The following is an 18813-nucleotide window of genomic DNA, read 5'->3' on the forward strand; positions in this document are numbered from 1 at the left end:
TGTTCATGCAAGATAGGGCCATCATTCGAGCAACGTCACGGACACGGCGGCCGACGCGGCGGCGGTGGGCCGGTTTTTCGAGAAGACGGGAATCAGGGCCCTCCTCGTCTGAACCCGCAGGCCGTGCGCCATCGCCCGCCGCTTTCGCTCTGCCGGCCGCCGGCCCGCCGCTGCCGCCCGCCCGCCGTTGTGCGTTGCCGGCCGCCTGGCGTCGTGCCGTTGCCGGTCGGCGGCCACGCACGCGTGGCCGCCGACGGTGAACTAGTCCCCGGCGTGCGCGAGTTCGATGTCGTGGTCGTCCACGTCACCGCCGCCGAGGATGATGCCGCTCGCGCGGGGCGGGTAGCCGGTCGCGACGACCGTGTACTGGCCGCCGTCCAGGTCGGAGAAGGCGTACGCCCCGTCGCCGCCCGTCGTGGCGGTCGCCACGACGTTCCCGGCGGCGTCCACCAGGGTCACCCGGGCGTCGCCCAGCGGAGCGCCGGCGCCGCGAATCGTGCCCCGCACCAGCGCGCCGGGCCGCAACTCGACGTCGACCCGGGTGACACCGGTGCCGGCGATCTCCACGGGCAGCGCCAGCGGCCGGTGCTTGGGCGAGCTGACCGCGAGAGTCACCGCGCCCGGCACCAGCTCGGCGACGGAGAACTCTCCCGCGCCGTCGGTCTGCGCAGTGGCCAGCACATCGCCGCGCACGTCCGTGAGGATGACCACCGCCCCGGCGACCGGTGCCCCGCTCTCCACGGACCGCACCGTGCCGACGAGCCCGCTGGCGCCGCTGAGCAGCACGTCGTACGTGACCGGCGTCGCCCCGACCACCACGGTCGTCGCCTGCGGCCGGTGCCCGTCGGCGGAGGCGATGAGCACGTAGGTGCCCTCCCCCGGCGCCTCGACGGCGTAGGAGCCGTCCGGCCCGGCGACCGCCCGGCTCGACTGCCGCCCGCCCAGCGAGATCAGGGTGACCGCGGCGCCCTCCACGGGCACGTTCTCCGCACCCCGCACGTGCCCGCGTATCGGATGCCCGCCGCCGGCCGGACCGTCGTCGGTCAGCCCGGGGACGACTGCGACGAGTTCCGCCACCGCGCGGGCCAGCGGCACGGCCACCGCGGCACCCACGACCTGCTCGTCCGGTGTGACGACGGCCGGTACGGCGACGGCCTGTTCGGCTCCGGTCGGTCCCGCCTCGGCGGGCACCGGGGAGACGGCTTCGGCGGCCGACGGCGCCGTGCCCGCCGTCCGCTGCCGCGGGAGGAACGCGGCGACGGCGAGGGCCAGGAGGGCCGCTCCGGAACCGACGGCCATGACCACCTTGAAGCCGTTCTCCGAAGGCAGCGCGGTGCCGCCGAAGCCGGTGGTCATCTGGGCCAGGAGCACGCCGGCGACAGCGCTCGCGGTGGACGTGCCGATGGACCGCATCAGCGTGTTGAGACTGTTCGCGGCGGCCGTCTCGGAGGGGTCCACGGCGCCCATGATGAGCGCGGGCATGGCCCCGTAGGCGAAGCCGATGCCGGCGCCGATGACACAGGAGACCAGGACGAGTTCCCACACCGCGTCCATCAGCACGATGTTGAGGCCGTACCCGGCGGCGACGATGACCGCGCCGAGCATCAGGGTCACCTTCGGGCCCCGCGCCTTGGAGACCAGCGCGGAGAGCGGCGCGGTGGCCATCATCACCAGGCCCGTGGGCGCCATCACCAGGCCGGCCGCCAGCAGCGACCTGCCCAGACCGTAGCCCGTCGCCTCGGGCAACTGGAGCAGCTGAGGGAGCACCAGGGACATCGCGAACATGGAGAAGCCGAAGGCCATCGAGGCGAGGTTGGTCACCAGCACCTGGCGGCGGGCGGTGGTGCGCAGATCCACCAGGGGTTCCCTGACGCGCAGTTCGAACACGCCCCACAGCAGCAGGACGACGACCGCGGCGGCGAAGAGCCCGAGAGTGGTGCCGCTCCCCCAGCCCCAGTCGGCGCCCTTGGAGATCGCGAGCAGCAGACACACCAGCCCGGCCGCCATGCCGAGGGCGCCGACCAGATCGAAGCGTCCGCCGGTGCGCACCTTCGACTCGGGCACGAAGACCGGGACGAGCACGGCCGCGACGACGCCGAGGACGGCCGACGTCCAGAACAGCGTGTGCCAGTCGAAGTGGTCCGCGATGAGCGCGGCGGCGGGCAGCCCGAGGGCACCGCCGATGCCGAGGGAGGCGCTCATGAGGGCGGTGGCCGAGCCGAGCCGCTCGGCGGGCAGTTCGTCACGCATGATGCTGATGCCGAGCGGGATGACGCCGGAGGCGAGTCCCTGCAGGGCCCGGCCGACGATCATCGGGACGAGCCCGTCGCTGAGGGCGGCCGTGACCGATCCCGCGATCAGCATGAGAAGGCTGACGAGCAGCATGCGGCGCTTGCCGTACATGTCGCCGAGCCGACCCATGACGGGGGTGGCGACGGCGGCCGCGAGGAGCGTGGCGGTGACCGCCCAGGCCGTGTCGGAGGCCGGGGCGTCGAGCAGCTTCGGCAACTCCGGGACGATCGGGATCACCAGGGTCTGCATCAGCGAGACCACGATCCCGCCGAAGGCCAGCACCGCCACGACGAGGCCGGCCCGCGGCGCGGCGGACCCCTCCCCCGCCGCCGCGGACCTGGGTTGCGCATGGGACATGGCCGAGCCTCCGTGGGGGGATGCGGTTCTGCACGACTGCGCAGCATCGTAAGCCTGCTTGATTGACTCAAGCAACCAGTACTTTCGGTGTGCGGCGTGTGAAGAAACCGGGCAGAGGACTCCGGGCGAACGGGTCAGGCCGACGGGCCGGGCAGAACGCTCTGCCCGGCCCCCGCGGCGTCGCTACAGCGCGCGCTCCAGCTGGTCCGCCACCAGCTTCACGAACCGTCCGGGCTCCTTCGGCCGTCCGCCCTCGGCGAGGACCGCCAGACCGTGCAGCAGCTCGGCGGTCTCGGCGAGCCCGGCACGGTCCTCCCGCTCCTTGTAGGCCTGGTTCAGGCCCTGCACGAGCAGGTGATCGGGGTTGAGCTCGAGGATCCGCAGGGCGCGCGGCACCTCCTGCCCCATCGCGCGGTACATGTTCTCCAGCGCCGGGGTGAGATCGTGCGCGTCGGAGACGATGCAGGCCGGGGACACGGTGAGGCGGGACGACAGCCGCACCTCCTTGACGTCCTCCCCCAGTTGCTCCTTCATCCAGCCGAGCAGACCGGCGTACTCCTCGCCCTGCTTCTCGCGCTCGCCGTCGGCCTTGTCGTCGTCCTCCCCGCCGAGGTCGACCTCGCCCTTGGCGACGGACCGCAGCGGCTTGCCGTCGAACTCGCCCACCGCGTCGACCCACACCTCGTCGACCGGGTCGGTGAGGAGCAGGACCTCGATGCCCTTCGCCCGGAACGCCTCCATGTGCGGGGAGTTCTCGATGCTCTGCCGGGACTCGCCGGTCAGGTAGTAGACGGCGTCCTGTCCGTCCTTCATCCGCTCCACGTAACTCTTCAGCGTGGTCGGTTCGTCCGCGCTGTGCGTGGACGCGAACGACGAGACGGCGAGGAGGGTTTCGCGGTTGTCGGAGTCGGTCAGCAGTCCTTCCTTCAGAACGGCGCCGAACTCCCGCCAGAAGGTGGCGTAGCGGTCGGGGGCCGCGGTCATCATGTCCTTGACCGTGGAGACGACCTTCTTGGTGAGCCGGCGCTGCATCATCCGGATGTGCCGGTCCTGCTGGAGGATCTCGCGCGAGACGTTCAGCGAGAGGTCCGCCGCGTCGACCACGCCCTTGACGAACCGCAGGTAGGACGGCAGCAGCGCCTCGCAGTCGTCCATGATGAAGACGCGCTTCACGTACAGCTGCACACCGCGCTGGTAGTTCTGGTTGTACAGGTCGTGCGGGGCGTGCGAGGGGAGGAACAGCAACGCCTGGTACTCGAAGGTGCCCTCCGCCTGGAGCCGGACGGTCTCCAGCGGTTCGCGCCAGTCGTGGCTGATGTGCTTGTACAGCTCGTGGTACTCGTCGTCGGACACCTCGTCGCGCGAGCGCGCCCACAGGGCCTTCATCGAGTTCAGCGTCTCGGGTTCGGGCGCGCTGTCGGCGGCCCCCTCGGCGTCGGCGGTGCCGGCCGTGTCGCCGTCGACCGCCTTCGGGACCAGCCTGATGGGCCAGGTGATGAAGTCCGAGTAGCGCTTGACGATCTCCTTGATCGTCCGGTCCGCGGTGTAGTCGTGCAGCTGGTCGTCGGCGTCGGCCGGCTTCAGGTGCAGCGTGACGGTGGTGCCCTGCGGCGCGTCGTCCACCCTCGCCAGCGTGTAGGTGCCCTCACCGCGCGACGACCAGCGGGTGCCCTGGCTCTCGCCGGCCCGCCGGGTCAGCAGCGTCATCTCGTCGGCCACCATGAAGCCGGAGTAGAAGCCGACGCCGAACTGCCCGATGAGCCCCTCGGCCCCGGCCTCCTCCTGGGCCTCGCGCAGCTCCTGCGCGAACTTCGCCGTGCCCGAGTTGGCGATGGTGCCGATGAGTCGGCCGACCTCGTCGTAAGACATCCCGATGCCGTTGTCCCGCACCGTCAGGGTGCGGGAGTCGGCGTCGATCTCGATCTGGATGTGCGGGTCCGAGACGTCGGCGTCGAGCGTGTCGTCCCGCAGCGCGGCGAGACGCAGCTTGTCCAGCGCGTCGGAGGCGTTGGAGACGAGCTCGCGGAGGAAGACGTCCTTGTTCGAGTAGACCGAATGGATCATCAGCTGCAACAGCTGACGGGCCTCTACCTGGAACTCAAACGTTTCTGTCGACATGATGGGCGTGTACCTCACAGGTTCCGGAGTCTCCTGGACTGGCGACAGCCACTGTAAAACACCAAGTCAGCCTGCGGTGCTCGCTGTTCGTGATCGTCCGGATGCGGGCGATCGGGGCAGGCGGTCCGGGCCCGGGATCAGGGCTGCAGAACAGGACGGGAGAACCGGGCGGCGGGAGAACGGAGCGGGAGATCAGCGCCGGATCTCCTCCACCTCCGCGAAGCCTTTCGCGGCGCTCCACCGGAGCCGGGTCAGCCACTCGGTGGAACTGCGGGTGAAGACGAGGTCCCCCGAGCCGCCCACGGGGGCGACCTTCGACCAGCCGTCGAAGCTCCTGGTGAGCTTCGTGTCCCACCGGCTGAGGTCCGCCGTGGCGACGGCCGCGATCGACTCCATGGGCGGTTCGCCGTCGTAGCAGTAGTCGCCCCAGTCGGCGATGACCGCGACCGTCCCGTCGAACACCTTGAGCGTGAGGCTCTGGCACCGGTCGGTCGCGGTCGCGTACACCACGCGCGGCGCGCTCCACACGCGCGTGTCCGCGTCCCGGTGCCGTTCCACGAGCCCGCGTCCCTCGACGTACGCCATGCCCACGCGTCGTCCGTCGGGCAGCCCGATCTCCTCGTCGAAACGAAGGGCCGACGCGGTCGGCGCGGTCGGCGCGGCACCGGTACCGGTACTCGTGCCTGTGGCCGTGCCCTTGGCGGGCGCGGTGGCCGTGGCGGTCGTCGACCCGCCGCCGTCTCCCTGTCCGCCGCAGGCCACCGCGGCACCCACCATCAGCACCGCCCCCGCCAGGGCCCGCAGCCGCTCTCCGTGCATCCGCATGGCCCCATGGTCCTCTCTCCCCGGGCCGAGGCAGGCCAGGTCGGTTCAGGCCGAGTCGGTTCGGCTCAGGTCATGCCGCGTCATGTCACGTCACATGAGTGACGCGGATCTTGGACTGGCCGTGCGGGAGTTCCTCCCAGTCGTCCATGAAGTCGGCTCGCAGGCCGTGCTTCTCGGCCAGGGCCACGAGGGTGTCGGTGCGGTAGTAGAAGTCCTCGCGCAGCACGTGGTGTTCCTCGCCCTCGGTGCGGTCGAAGGTGAAGTCGAACCAGCCGCCGGGCGCGAGCACCCGCCCCACGTTGGCCAGGCACTCGTCGATGACCGGGAGCGGCGAGTGCGAGAAGACGCTGTGCGCGTGCACGACGTCGAAGTGGGCGTCGGGCAGGAACCGCAGCGTCAGGTCGCGCACCGGCGTCAGCGTCGGCAGCCGCTGCTGCAGCCCCATCTCCACGATCGTGTCCTGCGCGGCCACGAGGATGTCGGGTGAGATGTCGATGCCGTGGTAGTGGCCGGGCTCCAGGTGCCGGATGAACCGCCAGCCGCCCCGCAGGTTGCCGCATCGACGTGGTCGGCGAGGCGGGAACCGGCGAGGAGGCACTCGCTCTGGCCGCCCGGCTGCGCCCCGACGTGGTGCTGATGGATCTTCAGCTCGACGGCGGCATGGACGGCGTGACGGCCACCCGGCGCCTGACCGGCGGACCGGAGGCGGGGCCCAGGGTCCTGGTGCTCACGATGTTCGACACCGACGCCGACATCACCCGCGCCATCGAGGCGGGCGCCACCGGCTACCTGCTCAAGGCCGAACGGCCGGACGAACTCTTCGCGGCGATCCGAGCCGCGGCGGCCGGCCGCACCGCGCTGTCGGCGCCCGTCGCCGACCGTCTGCTGACCAGGCTGCGCAGTCCGCGTCCCACCCTGTCCGCCCGTGAGCACGAGATCCTCGCTCAGCTGGCCCGCGGCCTGGGCAACCGGGAGATCGCCCGGGCGCTGTTCATCAGCGAGGCGACGGTCAAGACGCATCTCGGGCGGATCTACGGCAAGTTGGGGGTGGAGACGCGGTCGGGCGCGGTGGCGGTCGCCAAGGAGAGGCGACTGCTGCCGTGACGACGCGGCACGGGGAGGCCGGGTGCCGTCACCCCGGCCCGCACCACCGGCCACGCGCCACCGGTCGCGCACCATCTCTGCGCACCGCCTCCAGGTGTCCGTCACCTGTCTGGCCGGTGACAAGGCTTGCAAGGCCACATGTCACCTGTCAAGATGGTGACGTGAATCCGGACCATGTCTTCGTCTGCGGGAACCCGGCCCTCGACTTCGCCGCGACGCTCCGCGCGCGGCGGTCGCTCCGGTTCGAGATGTTCGCGACACCGAGCCGCCTGGAGGCCTGGTACGTCGAGTCCGCGGTCGTCGACGCGGTGACACCCAGCAGCGAGGCCGACGTGGCGCAGGCGATCGCACTACGGGAAGCCGTCTACGACCTGGTCACGACCCGGCGCCTCGGGGAGGCCTACCGCCCCGAGGCGCTCGCCGCCGTGAACGGCGCGGCCCGCGGGACTCCCGCGACGCCGCAGCTCACCGAGACGGGGCGGTGGACGAACGCCACCCCGGAACAAGCGCTGGCCACCGTGGCGCGGCATGCCGTCGAGCTTCTGAGCGGGCCGGATGTTCCGCTGCTCAAGGAGTGCGGCAACCCCGAGTGCACCCGCGTCTACATCGACCGCTCGCGCGGCATGCGCCGGCAGTGGTGCGGCATGGAGTCCTGCGGCAACAAGCTCAAGGCCGCGGCCTATCGCGCCCGCAAGAAGCAGCCGCAGGCGCCCGCTCCCCATTGATCCCCGCCCGTCTCGCCTGATCCCCGCCCGTCTCGCCCGGTCGCACTGAGCCTCACCGAGCACACCGGGCCTCGCCGAGCCCCGCCGCGAGCGCACAGGGCCTCGCCGCGAGAGCGCCGGCCGAGCGACATCCACGTCGCACCCGAACCCGAAGGGCCCGCCATCGGCGGGCCCTTCGGCATGCACAGAGTCATGCGTCACCGGTTTGACAGGTGACGAACCCCGTGTCACTGTCGTGCCACGTTCGTGCCGCGTCCGACCGACGGAAAGGCTCCAGATGTTCACGAGGCGAGGTTTCGGCAAGGCCGTGGGGGTGGGCGTGGGTGCCGCCGGTGCGTCGGCGGCCGGGCTGCCCACAGCCGCCGGGGCGGTCCCCGCTCCCGGAGCGCTTCCCACGCCCGGGGGGACTCCCGCCGCCGGGGCGGCCTCCGGCCCCGGGGCGCCGGGCGGTTTCGGGCGGCTGAAGCAGATCCGCGCCGGCGAGTTGGACATCGGCTACATGGAGACCGGCCCCGCCCACGGGCCCGCCGTCGTCCTGCTGCACGGCTGGCCCTACGACATCCACAGCTTCGCCGAGGTGGCCCCTCTGCTGGCGGCGCGAGGCCACCGAGTGATCGTCCCGTACCTGCGCGGTCACGGCACGACGACCTTCCTGTCGAGTACGACGTTCCGCAACGCGCAACAGTCGGTGGTCGCGCTCGACATCGTCGCGCTGCTGGACGCGCTGCGGATCGAACAGGCGGTCCTTGCCGGTTTCGACTGGGGATCACGGACGGCCGACATCATCGCCGCGCTGTGGCCGGAGCGCTGTCGGGCGCTCGTCTCCGTGACCGGCTATCTGATCACCGACCGCGAGCGCCAGCGCCATCCGTTGGCCGCCAAGGCCGAGTGGGCGTGGTGGTACCAGTACTACTTCGCCACCGAGCGGGGCCGGCAGGGACTCCACGACAACACACGGGACCTGGCCCGGTTGGTGTGGACGTTCAACTCGCCGACCTGGCGCTTCGACGAGGCCACGTTCGAGCGCACCGCGACCGCCTTCGACCATCCGGACCACGTAGACATCGTGATCCACAACTATCGCTGGCGGCTCGGCCTGGCCGAGGGGGATCCCCGGTACGACGGGCTCGAGAAGCGGCTAGCCGCAGGACCCGACATCGCCGTGCCGACCGTCACCCTCGACGGCGAGAAGGACCCCTTCACCCCTGCGGGCGACGGCGCGGCCTACCGCGACAAGTTCACCGGCCCCTACGCGCACCACACCCTGACCGGGATCGGCCACAACGTGCCGCAGGAGGCCCCCGGGGCGTTCGCGCAAGCCGTCCTCGAAGCGAACCGGCTCGCCGGCGCCTGACGCCCGGATCCCCACACCCCCTCCGCCCTCTCCTCCCCTCTCCCCCTCCCTCTCGGCAGACAGGACTGCAAGTGATGGACATGAAACTCGAGGTCGTCGTCGTACCGGTCTCCGACGTGGACCGCGCCAAGCGCTTCTACCGGACACTGCAATGGCGGCTGGACGCCGACTTCACCACCGACGAGGGTCTCCGGGTCGTCCAGGTGACCCCGCCGGGCTCCTCGGCATCGGTCATCTTCGGCACCGGGCTGAGCGCGGCCGCGCCGGGGTCCGTCGAAGGCCTGCATCTCGTCGTCCAGGACATCGAGGCGGCCCGGGCCGAACTCGTCGAGCGGGGCGTGGCGGTGAGCGCGGTGTTCCACGACGCGGGAGGCGTGTTCCACCGCGCCGGGACCGAGGGTCGGGTACCCGGCCCGGACCCGGAGCGCCGCAGCTACGCGTCGTTCGCCTCGTTCAGCGACCCGGACGGCAACGACTGGGTGCTCCAGGAGATCACCACGCGCCTCCCGGGCCGGTGACAAAGGCCGGACGCCCGGCGGACCCCGTGCGGGGGACGGGACGGGACGGAGCGGGGCGGCCTCCACGTCCGGGCGGAGCGGAGCGACGGAGGACCCCACGACGCCCTTGTTCAGCTCCTGACCACCGCCTAGCCTGATTTTGTGCCGCAAATAAACAAAACCCGAACACGCGACGCCGTGCCGGGTCACGGCAATGACCTCACCCGGCTCCGCATCGCCCTGACCACGTTCTTCGCCCTCGACGGCTTCGTCTTCGCCGGATGGGTCGTCCGCATCCCGGCCATCAAGGAACAGACCGGCGCCTCCCCCAGCACCCTCGGTCTCGCACTTCTCGGCGTCTCCGCGGGCGCGGTGATCACGATGATGTTCACCGGGCGCCTGTGCAGCCGCTACGGCAGTCACCCGGTCACCGTGGTCTGCGCGGTCCTGCTCTCCCTCAGCGTGACGCTGCCCCCGCTCACCCACTCCGCCGCCGCGCTCGGCGCCGTCCTGCTGCTGTTCGGCGCGGCGTACGGCAGCATCAACGTCGCCTTCAACAGCGCCGCCGTCGATCTGGTCGCGGCGCTGCGCAGGCCGGTCATGCCCACCTTCCACGCGGCCTTCAGCCTGGGCGGCATGATCGGCGCCGGTCTCGGCGGGCTGGTCGCGGGATCCCTGTCGCCCACTCACCATCTGCTGGGCCTGGGGATCATCGGCCTGCTCGTCACCGCGCTCACGGCACCCACACTGCTCCGGCTGGAGCCGCCGCGGCCGCCGGAGCACTCCGCCGCCGGGCCCCGACCCACCACCGCCGGGCCCGAGCCCACCACCGCGGGGCCCGAGGAGCCGGCGCCCGCGAAGGCGGCTCCGCACCGGCTGACGCCCCGCACCCGTCGTCTCGTCGTCGTCTTCGGCCTGATCGCCCTCTGCACCGCCTACGGCGAAGGCGCCCTGGCCGACTGGGGCGCGCTGCATCTGCGGCAGGACCTGGGGTCGTCCGCAGGGGCCGCCGCGGCCGGGTACTCGTGTTTCGCGCTCGCCATGACGGTCGGCAGGCTCACCGGCACCACCCTCCTCGAACGGCTGGGCCGCACCCGTACGGTGGTGATCGGCGGCGGCGTCGCGGCGGCGGGGATGCTGCTCGGCGCGCTCGCCCCGGCCCTGTGGGCGGCGCTCCTCGGCTACTCGGTCGCGGGACTCGGGCTGGCCAACCTCTTCCCGGTGGCCGTGGAACGCGCGGGCGCCCTGGCCGGCCCGAGCGGTGTCGCCACCGCCTCGACGCTCGGTTACGGCGGCATGCTTCTGGGCCCGCCCGCCATCGGCTTCATGACCGACTGGTTCTCCCTGCCCACCGCCCTCACCAGCGTGGCCGTGCTGGCCGGGGTGGCCGCGGCGATCGGCTTCGCCACCCGTCGCGCGACCGCCGGCTGACGACCGCCGCCCCTCCCCTCGACCGCACTCCATCCGGCACACTCCCCCACATGGAGACTGCCGAGTTCATCCACGCCCTGGACCAGGAAGGCCGGTCGCTCACCGCCGCGGCGGCGGAAGCGGGCCCCGACGCGAAGGTGCCGACCTGCCCTGACTGGCAGGTCAGGGACCTGCTGCGGCACACCGGCGCGGTGCACCGCTGGGCGACGACGTTCGTGGCCGAGGGCGCTCCTGCGCCCCGCCCCCTCGGCGAACCGCCGGAGCTCGACGGCGACGCGCTGCTCGACTGGTTCCGCGAGGGCCACCTGCGGCTCGTGGGCACCCTGTCCGCCGCCCCGCCCGACCTGCGGTGCTGGCACTTCCTGCCCGCGCCGTCACCGCTCGCGTTCTGGGCCAGACGCCAGGCGCACGAGACGGCCGTGCACCGCGTGGACGCGGAATCGGCCCGTGGCCGGGCACTCGAGGAGATCGCCCGGGACATCGCCGCCGGTTTCGCGGCGGACGGCATCGACGAGCTGCTGCGCGGATTCCACGCGCGTCCCAAGAGCCGGGTGCGGACCGACGGGCCCCGGACCCTGCGGGTGCGCGCGACGGACACGGCCGACGCCACGTGGACCGTACGTCTGTCGGCAGAGCCGCCCGTGACGGAGCGGAACGACGAGGGGGACGCCGACTGCGAGGTGTCCGGTCCCGCTGCACTGCTCTACCTGTCGTTGTGGAACCGGCTGCCGCTCCCGGCCGTGACCGGGGACGCCGCACTGGCGACGCTGTGGCGGGAGAAGTCCGCCGTCGAATGACAGGCCGCCGTCAACCGGCAGGCCGCCGCGGTCAGTCCGTGAGCATCCGGGTCAACACCGCGCGCTGCACCGGCCGTACGTCGCCGTGCAGCGCGCGCCCTTTCCGGGTGAGAGCGACCCGGACGCCTCTGCGGTCCTCCGCGCACATGCCGCGCTCGACCAGACCGTCCTTCTCCAGACGGGCGACGAGCCGCGACAGCGCGCTCTGACTGAGATGGACCCGCTCGGCGATCTCCTGGATGCGATAACTGCACGAGCCGTCCGACGCCGCCGACTCCGCGAGGACGTCCAGCACCTCGAAGTCGCTTCCGCACAGGCCGTGTTGATGCAGCGCCCGGTCGAGTTCGCACTGGGTCCGCGCATGCAGTGCCAGCATGTCCCGCCACTGTTCCACGAGCGCCTGCCCGGCCTCGGCCTCACCCTTCTTCGCCGCCATGGGGCGCACCGTAGCAGAGAACGTCGATCATTGCATCGGAATTAAATGCACTTGCATTCGATGCATGCGCATGTAGTCTCTCCGTCATGACCTCTCCGCTCCCCTCCCCCGCGTCCCCTCTCGCCGAGGGCCGCTGGACCTCGCGGCTGTGGGGCACCCTGCTGGTGCTGTGTGCCGCGATGTTCCTGGACGCGCTGGACGTGTCGATGGTCGGCGTCGCCCTGCCGTCCATCGGCTCCGACCTCGGCCTCTCCACCTCGACCCTGCAATGGATCGTCAGCGGCTACATCCTGGGATACGGCGGCCTGCTCCTGCTCGGCGGTCGCGCGGCCGACCTGCTCGGCCGCCGCCAGGTCTTCCTGATCGCCCTCGGTGTCTTCGCGCTGGCCTCGCTGCTCGGCGGGCTGGTCGACTCGGGCCCGCTGCTGATCGCGAGCCGGTTCATCAAGGGCCTCAGCGCCGCCTTCACGGCCCCGGCCGGTCTGTCCATCATCACCACGACGTTCCCGGAGGGCCCGCTGCGCAACCGGGCGCTCTCCATCTACACCACCTGCGCCGCCACCGGCTTCTCGATGGGCCTGGTCCTCTCCGGCCTTCTCACCGAGGCGAGTTGGCGCCTCACCATGCTGCTGCCCGCGCCGATCGCCCTGGTCGCGCTGGCGGCCGGTCTGAAGCTGCTGCCGCGCAGCGAACGCGAGAAGGACCACAACGGCTACGACGTGCCCGGTGCCGTGCTCGGCACCGCGTCGATGCTGCTGCTGGTCTTCACCGTGGTCCAGGCACCGGAGTCCGGCTGGACCTCCGCACGCACGCTGCTGTCGTTCCTCGCCGTCGCCGCCCTGCTGACCGTCTTCGTCCTCGTCGAGCGCCGCTCGGCCGGCCCGCTGATCCGGCTCGGCGTGCTGCGTTCCGGCAGTCAGATCCGTGCCCAGCTCGGCGCGATGGCCTTCTTCGGCTCGTACGTCGGCTTCCAGTTCCTGGCCACCCTCTACATGCAGACGCTGCTCGGCTGGTCGGCGCTGCACACGGCACTCGCCTTCCTGCCGGCCGGCGCGCTGGTCGCGGTGTCCTCGACCAAGATGGGCTCGATCGTCGACCGGTTCGGCACTCCGCGGCTGATCGCTGCGGGCTTCGCCTTCATGGTCACCGGGTACGCGCTGTTCCTGCGCGTCGATCTCGACCCGGTGTACGCGGCGGTGATCCTGCCCACCATGCTGCTGATCGGCGCGGCCTGCGCGCTGGTCTTCCCTTCGCTCAACATCCAGGCCACCAACGGCGTGGCGGACCACGAGCAGGGCATGGTCTCGGGGCTGCTCAACACCTCCGTGCAGGTGGGCGGTGCGATCTTCCTCGCGGTGGTGACGGCGGTGGTGACCGCGGGCGCCCCGGCCGACCCCACCCCGCAGGCCGTCCTCGACAGCTACCGGCCCGGACTGGCGGTGGTGACGGCCATCGCCGCCGTGGGCCTGCTCATCACCCTCCCCGGACTGCGCACCCGGCGCACCCGCAACTCGGTCGTGATCGCCAGGTCCACCGTGCCGGAGGCGGACGCGGAGCCCGTGGGGGCCCGCGACTAGGGCCTGTCCCGACGGACGGGCCCTGAGGGGGAAGCCGCCTCCAGGAGTGCGCCCGGCGGGGCCGATTGCCTCGCCGGGCGCACACCTGTGAGACTCGCCGGATGAGCGGGTACGGGGGCCGACGCACGCAGGCCGAGCGGGACGTGATCACCGTCGAGATCGGATACGCGCTGTGCAGTGCGGTGTTCGCGGCGGCGGTGCTCTTCGGGGCGGTCGCCGGTCCGGCGTTGCTGTTCGAACTGCCGGACCTGGCGGAGAAGTCGCTGCTGCGGACAGGCCTGGCACTCGCTCCCGTGGTGTTCGTGGTCCGTGTGGTCTCCGTCCTCGTCCGCCTCCGTACGGGCTCTCAGCCCAGCCAGCCCGGCCGGACCAACCCCGACTCGTAGGCGAGGACGACCAGTTGGGCCCGGTCCCGGGCGCCCAGCTTCACCATCGTGCGACTCACATGGGTCTTGGCGGTGAGCGGGCTGACCACCAGCCTGCGGGCGATCTCCTCGTTGGACAGACCGATCCCGACCAGCGCCATCACCTCCCGTTCCCGCTCGGTGAGCCGGCTCAGCGCGTCGGCCGCCGCGGGCTCCTTGGAGCGGGCGGCGAACTCGGCGATGAGCCGGCGGGTGACGCCCGGCGAGAGAAGCGCGTCCCCGGCGACCACCGCCCGTACGGCACGCAGGAGTTCCTCCGGTTCGGTGTCCTTGACCAGGAAGCCGGAAGCGCCCGAGCGGATCGCCTCGAAGACGTACTCGTCGAGTTCGAAGGTGGTCAGCATGATGACCTTGACCTGGGAGAGCGCCTCGTCGCCGGTGAGCCGACGGGTGGCGGCCAGGCCGTCGAGTAGGGGCATCCGGATGTCCATCAGCACGACGTCGGGCCGCAGTTCCCGCACCGCGCGCACCGCTTCCTCCCCGTCGGCGGCCTCGGCCGCCACCTCGATGTCCGGCTGCGCGTCCAGCAGCGCCCGGAACCCCGCCCGGACCAGCGACTGGTCGTCGGCGAGCAGTACGCGGATCACCGTGCCTCCCTCGTCCACCGGCCCCGCCCCGTTCGCCGGTCCCGCCCCGTTCACTGGTTCTCCCCGGCCCTCGTGGGCAGAAGGGCGAGCACCTGGAAGCCGCCGTCGGGGCGCGGTCCCGCCTCGATCGTGCCACCCAGGGCCGCGGCCCGCTCCCGCATCCCGGCGAGACCGTTGCCGCTGCCGCCCGCGTCGGCACCGGTCGCCGGACCGTCGTCGTCGATACGCAGCCGAAGCGTCCCGCCACCCTGTTCGAGCCGCACGCGCGCGTGGCGCGAGCCCGAGTGGCGCACGACGTTGGTGAGGGCCTCCTGGACGATGCGGAAGGCGGCGAGATCCGTGTGCGGCGACAACCGGGGCGGCCGGCCGGCGACATCGACCGTGAGGCCCGCGCGCGCCGCTTGTTCCACCAGTTCGGGCAGCCGGTCAAGGCCGGGTGCGGGGGTACGCGGCGCGTCCCCCGGCGTGCGGAGGCTGTCGAGCACCTGACGCACCTCACCCAGTGCTTCCTTGCTCGCGGACTTGATGGTGGTGAGCGCGGTGCGCGCCTGCTCCGGGTCGGAGTCGAGGAGCGCGAGGCCCACACCCGACTGCACGTTGATCACCGAGAGGCTGTGCGCGAGGACGTCGTGCAGTTCGCGGGCGATCCGCAGCCGTTCCTCGTCGGCGCGCCGCCGGGCGGCCTGGGCGCGCTCGGCCCGCTCACGGGCCCACTGTTCGCGCCGGATCCGGGCCAGTTCCGCGACCGCCACGATCGCCACGGCCCATCCCGCGACGACGATCTCCTGTCCGAAGGAGGCCGCGTCGTCACCGGCGGGCGGCAGCCACCGGTACAGCCAGTGCGCGACCAGCAGATGGACGGTCCACAGCAGGCCCAGCGCCGTCCAGGCGGCCCGCCGGTGCCCGGCGACCACGGCGGTGAAGCAGGCCACGGCCACGGTCAGGAAGACGGGCCCGTACGGGTAGCCGGCACCCAGGTAGAGCGCGGCGGCGGAGGCCGTGCCGAACACGACGGCCACCGGGTGGCGCTGCCGCCACAGCAGCAGCCCGGAGGCGAGCACCAGCAGCACGCGCGCGAAGGCGTCGAGCGGTGCCCGCTCACCCTCCTGCGCATGGGCCGCGAAGTTCGAGCCGACGAGGACGAAGGCGATGAGCAGCACGGTGGAGCGCCAGGGCCACCGCGCGGCACGCGGCTCCGGGTCCGCCCCGCCCTCCCGGCCCTCCCCCCAACGGCGCAGCCGCCGCGGCGGCCTGTGCGACCACCACTGCCCCGGGCCGCCGCGCCCCTGCGTCCGCTCTTCTTCCATGTCCGCCACGCTAGACGCCGCCGGGTGCGCCGGACGTCCGCCGGGCGAGGTGATCAGCCGTACTCCCCTGGAAGTACGCGCCGCTCCTGGAGACGGTGTGGAACCGACCCGTCGGCCCGTCGCCCCGGTGGCCACGCGGCCGGCGAGGAAGCAACCGCCGAGTGACGGGCCGCGGACCGCGACACCCTGGCCCGCCTGATGAGCCGGTTCGTACCGGACGTCACGCCGCTGAGCGACCGCGACGTCCGGCCGGCGACGCTTTCAACCCGGACGCACCCACGCCCAGCGGCGCGTTCTAGCGGAGTCCCACCTCTTGGGCGAGGCGCGTGACCGCGTAGCGGAAGAACGGCTCGCGCTCCTCCACGACCCGGTTGAACTGCCCGAACAGCTCGAACCCGACCAGCCCGTACAGCTGGGCCCAGGCCGCCACCAGCGCCGCGACCGCCCCCGGCGGGAGGTCGGGGGCCAGGTCGGCCGCCAGCCGGACCGCCTCGGGGACCAGCTCGTCCGTCAGGAGCGGCACCTCCAGCGCGTGGCTGCCGTGTGCGTCGCGCACGATGCCGATGAGGAGCAGGCCGACGCGGGCGGCGGCCGGGACGGTCGTCTGCGGCGCGCTGTAGCCGGGTACCGGCGAGCCGTAGATCAGCGCGTACTCCTGCGGATGCGCCAGCGCCCAGCCGCGCACCGCCTCGCCGACCGTGACCCAGCGCTCGACGGGAGCGGCGTCGGTGACGGCCGCGTGGGCGGTTTCCGCGGCCTCGCCGAGGGAGTCGTAGGCGTCGATGATGAGCGCCGTGAGCAGGTCGTCGCGGCTCGGGAAGTAGCGGTACAGCGCGGAGGAGACCATGCCGAGCTCACGGGCCACGGCGCGCAGCGAGAGCCTGGCCGCGCCGTCGGACGCGAGCTGTCTGCGGGCCTCCTCCTTGATGGCGGCGGTGACTTCGATCCTGGCGCGGGCGCGGGCTCCTCGAACGATGCTGCTCATGCGTGCCAGTGTCCCACGAGAACAGAGCAGCGCACCCAATGGGGATCGGTGCACAAAACTGAGAGCACTGCTCTTGCAATGGAGCGGCGACCTACGGCAGACTCGAATCAAGCGAGAGCAGTGCTCACACTTTCCGTCCCGTTGTCGTTCAGGAGGCAGCAACCATGTCCACCCACGTGCAGAAGCCCGGCTGGTTCACCGTCAACGTCTTCAACCGCGCCGTGGCCTGGCTGACCCGCCGGGGTCTGAGCGTGTGGGGGTCCCGGGTGCTGGCGGTCCGCGGCCGCAAGAGCGGCCAGTGGCGGACCACTCCCGTCAACCTGCTGACCGTGGACGGGCAGCAGTACCTGATCGCACCGCGCGGCCACGTCCAGTGGACGCACAACATGCGGGCGGTGGGCAGCGGTGAGCTGCGCCTCGGCAAGAACGTGGAGGAGTTCACCGCGGTCGAGGTCGCCGACGACGACAAGACGCCGTTGCTGCGCGCCTACCTCAAGCGCTGGAAGGCCGAGGTCGGCGTCTTCTTCAACGGGGTGGGTCCCGACTCCCCGGACGCCGAGATGCGCCGGATCGCCCCTGACCACCCGGTGTTCCGGATCACCGTCACGAACCGACGGTGATCCGCGCCCTTCCGGTCAGGAACCGCTCTCCTCGGCCGCCGGGCCTGACGTCGCCGCCTGCCGCCGGTCCACCGCGGCCAGTGCCCGCTGGGCCATCGGATGCGAGCGGATGAGCTCGCCCAGGGTCGTCCGGCCGCGGGTGATGTCGGTGAACGCCCGCCAGGCGGGGCGGACGCCGGTGAGGGCGGCGTGGAAGAGTCCGGGACGACGCTCGAAGAGGGCGAGCAGCCGCTTGCCGACGCTCATCTCCACACCGAGCCCGGCCTTGATCGCGAAGGCGTAGTTCAGTGCCTGCCGGCGGGCGTCCACCGCGTCGTGCGCCTCGGAGACACGGACCGCCCACTCGCCCGCGAGCCGGCCCGAGCGCAGCGCGAAGGAGATGCCCTCACGGGTCCACGGCTCCAGCAGCCCCGCCGCGTCACCGCACACGAGCACCCGCCCGCGCGACAGCGGGGAGTCGTCGGCCCGGCACCTGGTCAGGTGGCCGGAGGAGATGCTCGGCTCGAACCCGGCGAGGCCGAGCCGCCCGATGAAGTCCTCCAGATAGCGCTTGGTCGCCGCGCCCTCGCCGCGCGCCGAGATGACACCGACCGTCAGCGTGTCCCCCTTGGGGAACACCCAGCCGTAACTGCCGGGCATCGGACCCCAGTCGATGAGGACACGGCCCTTCCAGTCCTCGGCGACCGTCTCCGGCACCGGGATCTCCGCTTCCAGGCCGAGATCCACCTGGTCGAGCTTCACCCCGACATGAGCCCCTATGCGGCTCGCGCTGCCGTCCGCGCCGACCACCGCACGCGCCAGCAGCGTCTCGCCGCCCTGGAGGACGACCGCGACCGTGCGCCGGTCCGGCACCGCCGAGCCGTGCTGCTCGACCCGCTGCACGGTGACTCCCGTGCGCAGCTCGGCGCCCGCCTTCTGGGCGTGCTCGACGAGCTGATGGTCGAACTCGGGCCGGTTGATCAGCCCGAACAGCATCTGCCGGGAGCGGCGGGTGCGGGTGAAGCGCCCGTTGTTCGAGAAGGTCACCGCGTGCACCCGGTCGCGGAAGGGCAGCTCGAAGCCGGGTGGCAGCGAGTCGCGGGAAGGTCCGATGATGCCGCCGCCGCATGTCTTGTAGCGGGGCAGCTCCGCCTTCTCCAGCAACAGCACCCGCCGTCCCGTGACCGCCGCCGCGTAGGCGGCCGAAGCCCCTGCGGGGCCCGCGCCCACCACGACGACGTCCCACACCTGCCGTGCGTCGTCCGCCGAAGAGTTCTCGTCGTCCGCCGGAGAGTTCTCGCTGCTCACGATGGTCTACTGCTCCTGATCAAGCCGCTTGCCGCACCTGTCCCCCGCATCCTACGGCGGAGATCGCCACGGTCCGCTGTGGGAGGATC

At 72.0% G+C, this 18813-nt stretch carries 16 protein-coding genes and 2 pseudogenes; 9 read left to right on the forward strand and 9 right to left on the reverse strand.

Going from position 1 to position 18813, the window contains the following annotated elements:
• Positions 1-261: 261 nt before the first annotated feature.
• The 4 genes and pseudogenes from OG736_RS06520 to OG736_RS06535 all read right to left on the reverse strand — a co-directional run.
• Positions 262-2649, reverse strand: coding sequence for an MFS transporter (locus tag OG736_RS06520; RefSeq protein ID WP_327181579.1), 2388 nt, complete (start codon positions 2647-2649; stop codon positions 262-264).
• Positions 2650-2832: 183 nt separating this feature from the next.
• Positions 2833-4767 (reverse strand): molecular chaperone HtpG, encoded by a 1935-nt coding sequence (gene htpG / locus OG736_RS06525; RefSeq protein ID WP_327181580.1) that lies wholly within the window; start codon positions 4765-4767, stop codon positions 2833-2835.
• Positions 4768-4959: 192 nt separating this feature from the next.
• Positions 4960-5592 carry a hypothetical protein gene (locus OG736_RS06530; RefSeq protein ID WP_327181581.1) on the reverse strand — a complete coding sequence of 211 codons (633 nt, stop codon included), beginning with the start codon at positions 5590-5592 and terminating at the stop codon, positions 4960-4962.
• Positions 5593-5677: 85 nt separating this feature from the next.
• A pseudogene (locus tag OG736_RS06535) lies at positions 5678-6151 on the reverse strand (class I SAM-dependent methyltransferase); the annotation flags it as partial.
• On the opposite strand from OG736_RS06535, the pseudogene OG736_RS06540 reads away from it, so the two are divergent.
• From OG736_RS06540 to OG736_RS06565, 6 genes and pseudogenes are all read left to right on the forward strand, one after another.
• A pseudogene (locus OG736_RS06540) lies at positions 6151-6696 on the forward strand (LuxR C-terminal-related transcriptional regulator); the annotation flags it as partial. The pseudogenes OG736_RS06535 and OG736_RS06540 sit on opposite strands and share 1 nt — an antisense overlap.
• A 161-nt stretch (positions 6697-6857) precedes the next feature.
• Positions 6858-7421 (forward strand): CGNR zinc finger domain-containing protein, encoded by a 564-nt coding sequence (locus OG736_RS06545; RefSeq protein ID WP_327181582.1) that lies wholly within the window; start codon positions 6858-6860, stop codon positions 7419-7421.
• Positions 7422-7698: 277 nt separating this feature from the next.
• Positions 7699-8775, forward strand: a complete 1077-nt coding sequence (locus tag OG736_RS06550; protein WP_327181583.1) for an alpha/beta fold hydrolase — start codon at positions 7699-7701, stop codon at positions 8773-8775.
• 74 nt (positions 8776-8849) lie between these two features.
• On the forward strand, positions 8850-9293 hold the full coding sequence (locus OG736_RS06555) for a VOC family protein (protein WP_327181584.1): 444 nt from the start codon (positions 8850-8852) through the stop codon (positions 9291-9293).
• A 141-nt stretch (positions 9294-9434) separates the two neighbouring features.
• A complete protein-coding gene (locus OG736_RS06560) occupies positions 9435-10703 on the forward strand; it encodes an MFS transporter (protein ID WP_442817007.1) in 1269 nt (422 codons plus the stop codon).
• A 50-nt stretch (positions 10704-10753) separates the two neighbouring features.
• Positions 10754-11500: a maleylpyruvate isomerase family mycothiol-dependent enzyme gene (locus OG736_RS06565; RefSeq protein ID WP_327181585.1), complete on the forward strand. Its 747-nt coding sequence runs from the start codon at positions 10754-10756 to the stop codon at positions 11498-11500.
• 31 nt (positions 11501-11531) lie between these two features.
• Here the strand turns inward: OG736_RS06565 and OG736_RS06570 are convergent, their stop codons facing one another.
• Positions 11532-11936, reverse strand: coding sequence for a MarR family winged helix-turn-helix transcriptional regulator (locus tag OG736_RS06570; RefSeq protein ID WP_327181586.1), 405 nt, complete (start codon positions 11934-11936; stop codon positions 11532-11534).
• An 86-nt stretch (positions 11937-12022) separates the two neighbouring features.
• On the opposite strand from OG736_RS06570, the gene OG736_RS06575 reads away from it, so the two are divergent.
• Positions 12023-13513, forward strand: a complete 1491-nt coding sequence (locus OG736_RS06575; RefSeq protein WP_327181587.1) for an MFS transporter — start codon at positions 12023-12025, stop codon at positions 13511-13513.
• Between the two features lie 101 nt (positions 13514-13614).
• Positions 13615-13899, forward strand: a complete 285-nt coding sequence (locus OG736_RS06580; RefSeq protein ID WP_327181588.1) for a DUF6332 family protein — start codon at positions 13615-13617, stop codon at positions 13897-13899.
• On the opposite strand, the gene OG736_RS06585 is transcribed toward OG736_RS06580, so the two are convergent.
• The 3 genes from OG736_RS06585 to OG736_RS06595 form a co-directional block, all read right to left on the reverse strand.
• Positions 13860-14525: a response regulator gene (locus OG736_RS06585; protein ID WP_327181589.1), complete on the reverse strand. Its 666-nt coding sequence runs from the start codon at positions 14523-14525 to the stop codon at positions 13860-13862. The two genes, OG736_RS06580 and OG736_RS06585, sit on opposite strands and share 40 nt — an antisense overlap.
• A gap of 50 nt (positions 14526-14575) precedes the next feature.
• Positions 14576-15832 (reverse strand): histidine kinase, encoded by a 1257-nt coding sequence (locus OG736_RS06590; protein ID WP_327181590.1) that lies wholly within the window; start codon positions 15830-15832, stop codon positions 14576-14578.
• Between the two features lie 295 nt (positions 15833-16127).
• The gene (locus OG736_RS06595; RefSeq protein WP_327181591.1) at positions 16128-16817 is read right to left on the reverse strand and encodes a TetR/AcrR family transcriptional regulator; all 690 of its coding nucleotides are present in this window, start codon (positions 16815-16817) and stop codon (positions 16128-16130) included.
• Between the two features lie 164 nt (positions 16818-16981).
• Here OG736_RS06595 and OG736_RS06600 point away from each other — a divergent pair, with 164 nt between their 5' ends.
• Positions 16982-17437, forward strand: coding sequence for a nitroreductase family deazaflavin-dependent oxidoreductase (locus tag OG736_RS06600; RefSeq protein ID WP_327181592.1), 456 nt, complete (start codon positions 16982-16984; stop codon positions 17435-17437).
• Between the two features lie 15 nt (positions 17438-17452).
• Here the strand turns inward: OG736_RS06600 and OG736_RS06605 are convergent, their stop codons facing one another.
• Positions 17453-18724: a geranylgeranyl reductase family protein gene (locus tag OG736_RS06605; protein ID WP_327181593.1), complete on the reverse strand. Its 1272-nt coding sequence runs from the start codon at positions 18722-18724 to the stop codon at positions 17453-17455.
• Positions 18725-18813 lie beyond the last annotated feature (89 nt).

It is taken from the genome of Streptomyces sp. NBC_01334 (assembly GCF_035983595.1).
GTDB classification, from domain to species: Bacteria; Actinomycetota; Actinomycetes; order Streptomycetales; family Streptomycetaceae; genus Streptomyces; species Streptomyces coriariae.

Bases quoted from the DNA above. Each gene is read 5' to 3' on its own strand.
- OG736_RS06520 (WP_327181579.1), bottom strand. From the start codon at position 2,649: ATGTCCCATGCGCAACCCAGGTCCGCGGCGGCGGGGGAGGGGTCCGCC.
- htpG (WP_327181580.1), bottom strand. From the start codon at position 4,767: ATGTCGACAGAAACGTTTGAGTTCCAGGTAGAGGCCCGTCAGCTGTTG.
- OG736_RS06530 (WP_327181581.1), bottom strand. From the start codon at position 5,592: ATGCGGATGCACGGAGAGCGGCTGCGGGCCCTGGCGGGGGCGGTGCTG.
- OG736_RS06550 (WP_327181583.1), top strand. From the start codon at position 7,699: ATGTTCACGAGGCGAGGTTTCGGCAAGGCCGTGGGGGTGGGCGTGGGT.
- OG736_RS06555 (WP_327181584.1), top strand. From the start codon at position 8,850: ATGGACATGAAACTCGAGGTCGTCGTCGTACCGGTCTCCGACGTGGAC.
- OG736_RS06565 (WP_327181585.1), top strand. From the start codon at position 10,754: ATGGAGACTGCCGAGTTCATCCACGCCCTGGACCAGGAAGGCCGGTCG.
- OG736_RS06570 (WP_327181586.1), bottom strand. From the start codon at position 11,936: ATGGCGGCGAAGAAGGGTGAGGCCGAGGCCGGGCAGGCGCTCGTGGAA.
- OG736_RS06575 (WP_327181587.1), top strand. From the start codon at position 12,023: ATGACCTCTCCGCTCCCCTCCCCCGCGTCCCCTCTCGCCGAGGGCCGC.
- OG736_RS06580 (WP_327181588.1), top strand. From the start codon at position 13,615: ATGAGCGGGTACGGGGGCCGACGCACGCAGGCCGAGCGGGACGTGATC.
- OG736_RS06590 (WP_327181590.1), bottom strand. From the start codon at position 15,832: ATGGAAGAAGAGCGGACGCAGGGGCGCGGCGGCCCGGGGCAGTGGTGG.
- OG736_RS06595 (WP_327181591.1), bottom strand. From the start codon at position 16,817: ATGAGCAGCATCGTTCGAGGAGCCCGCGCCCGCGCCAGGATCGAAGTC.
- OG736_RS06600 (WP_327181592.1), top strand. From the start codon at position 16,982: ATGTCCACCCACGTGCAGAAGCCCGGCTGGTTCACCGTCAACGTCTTC.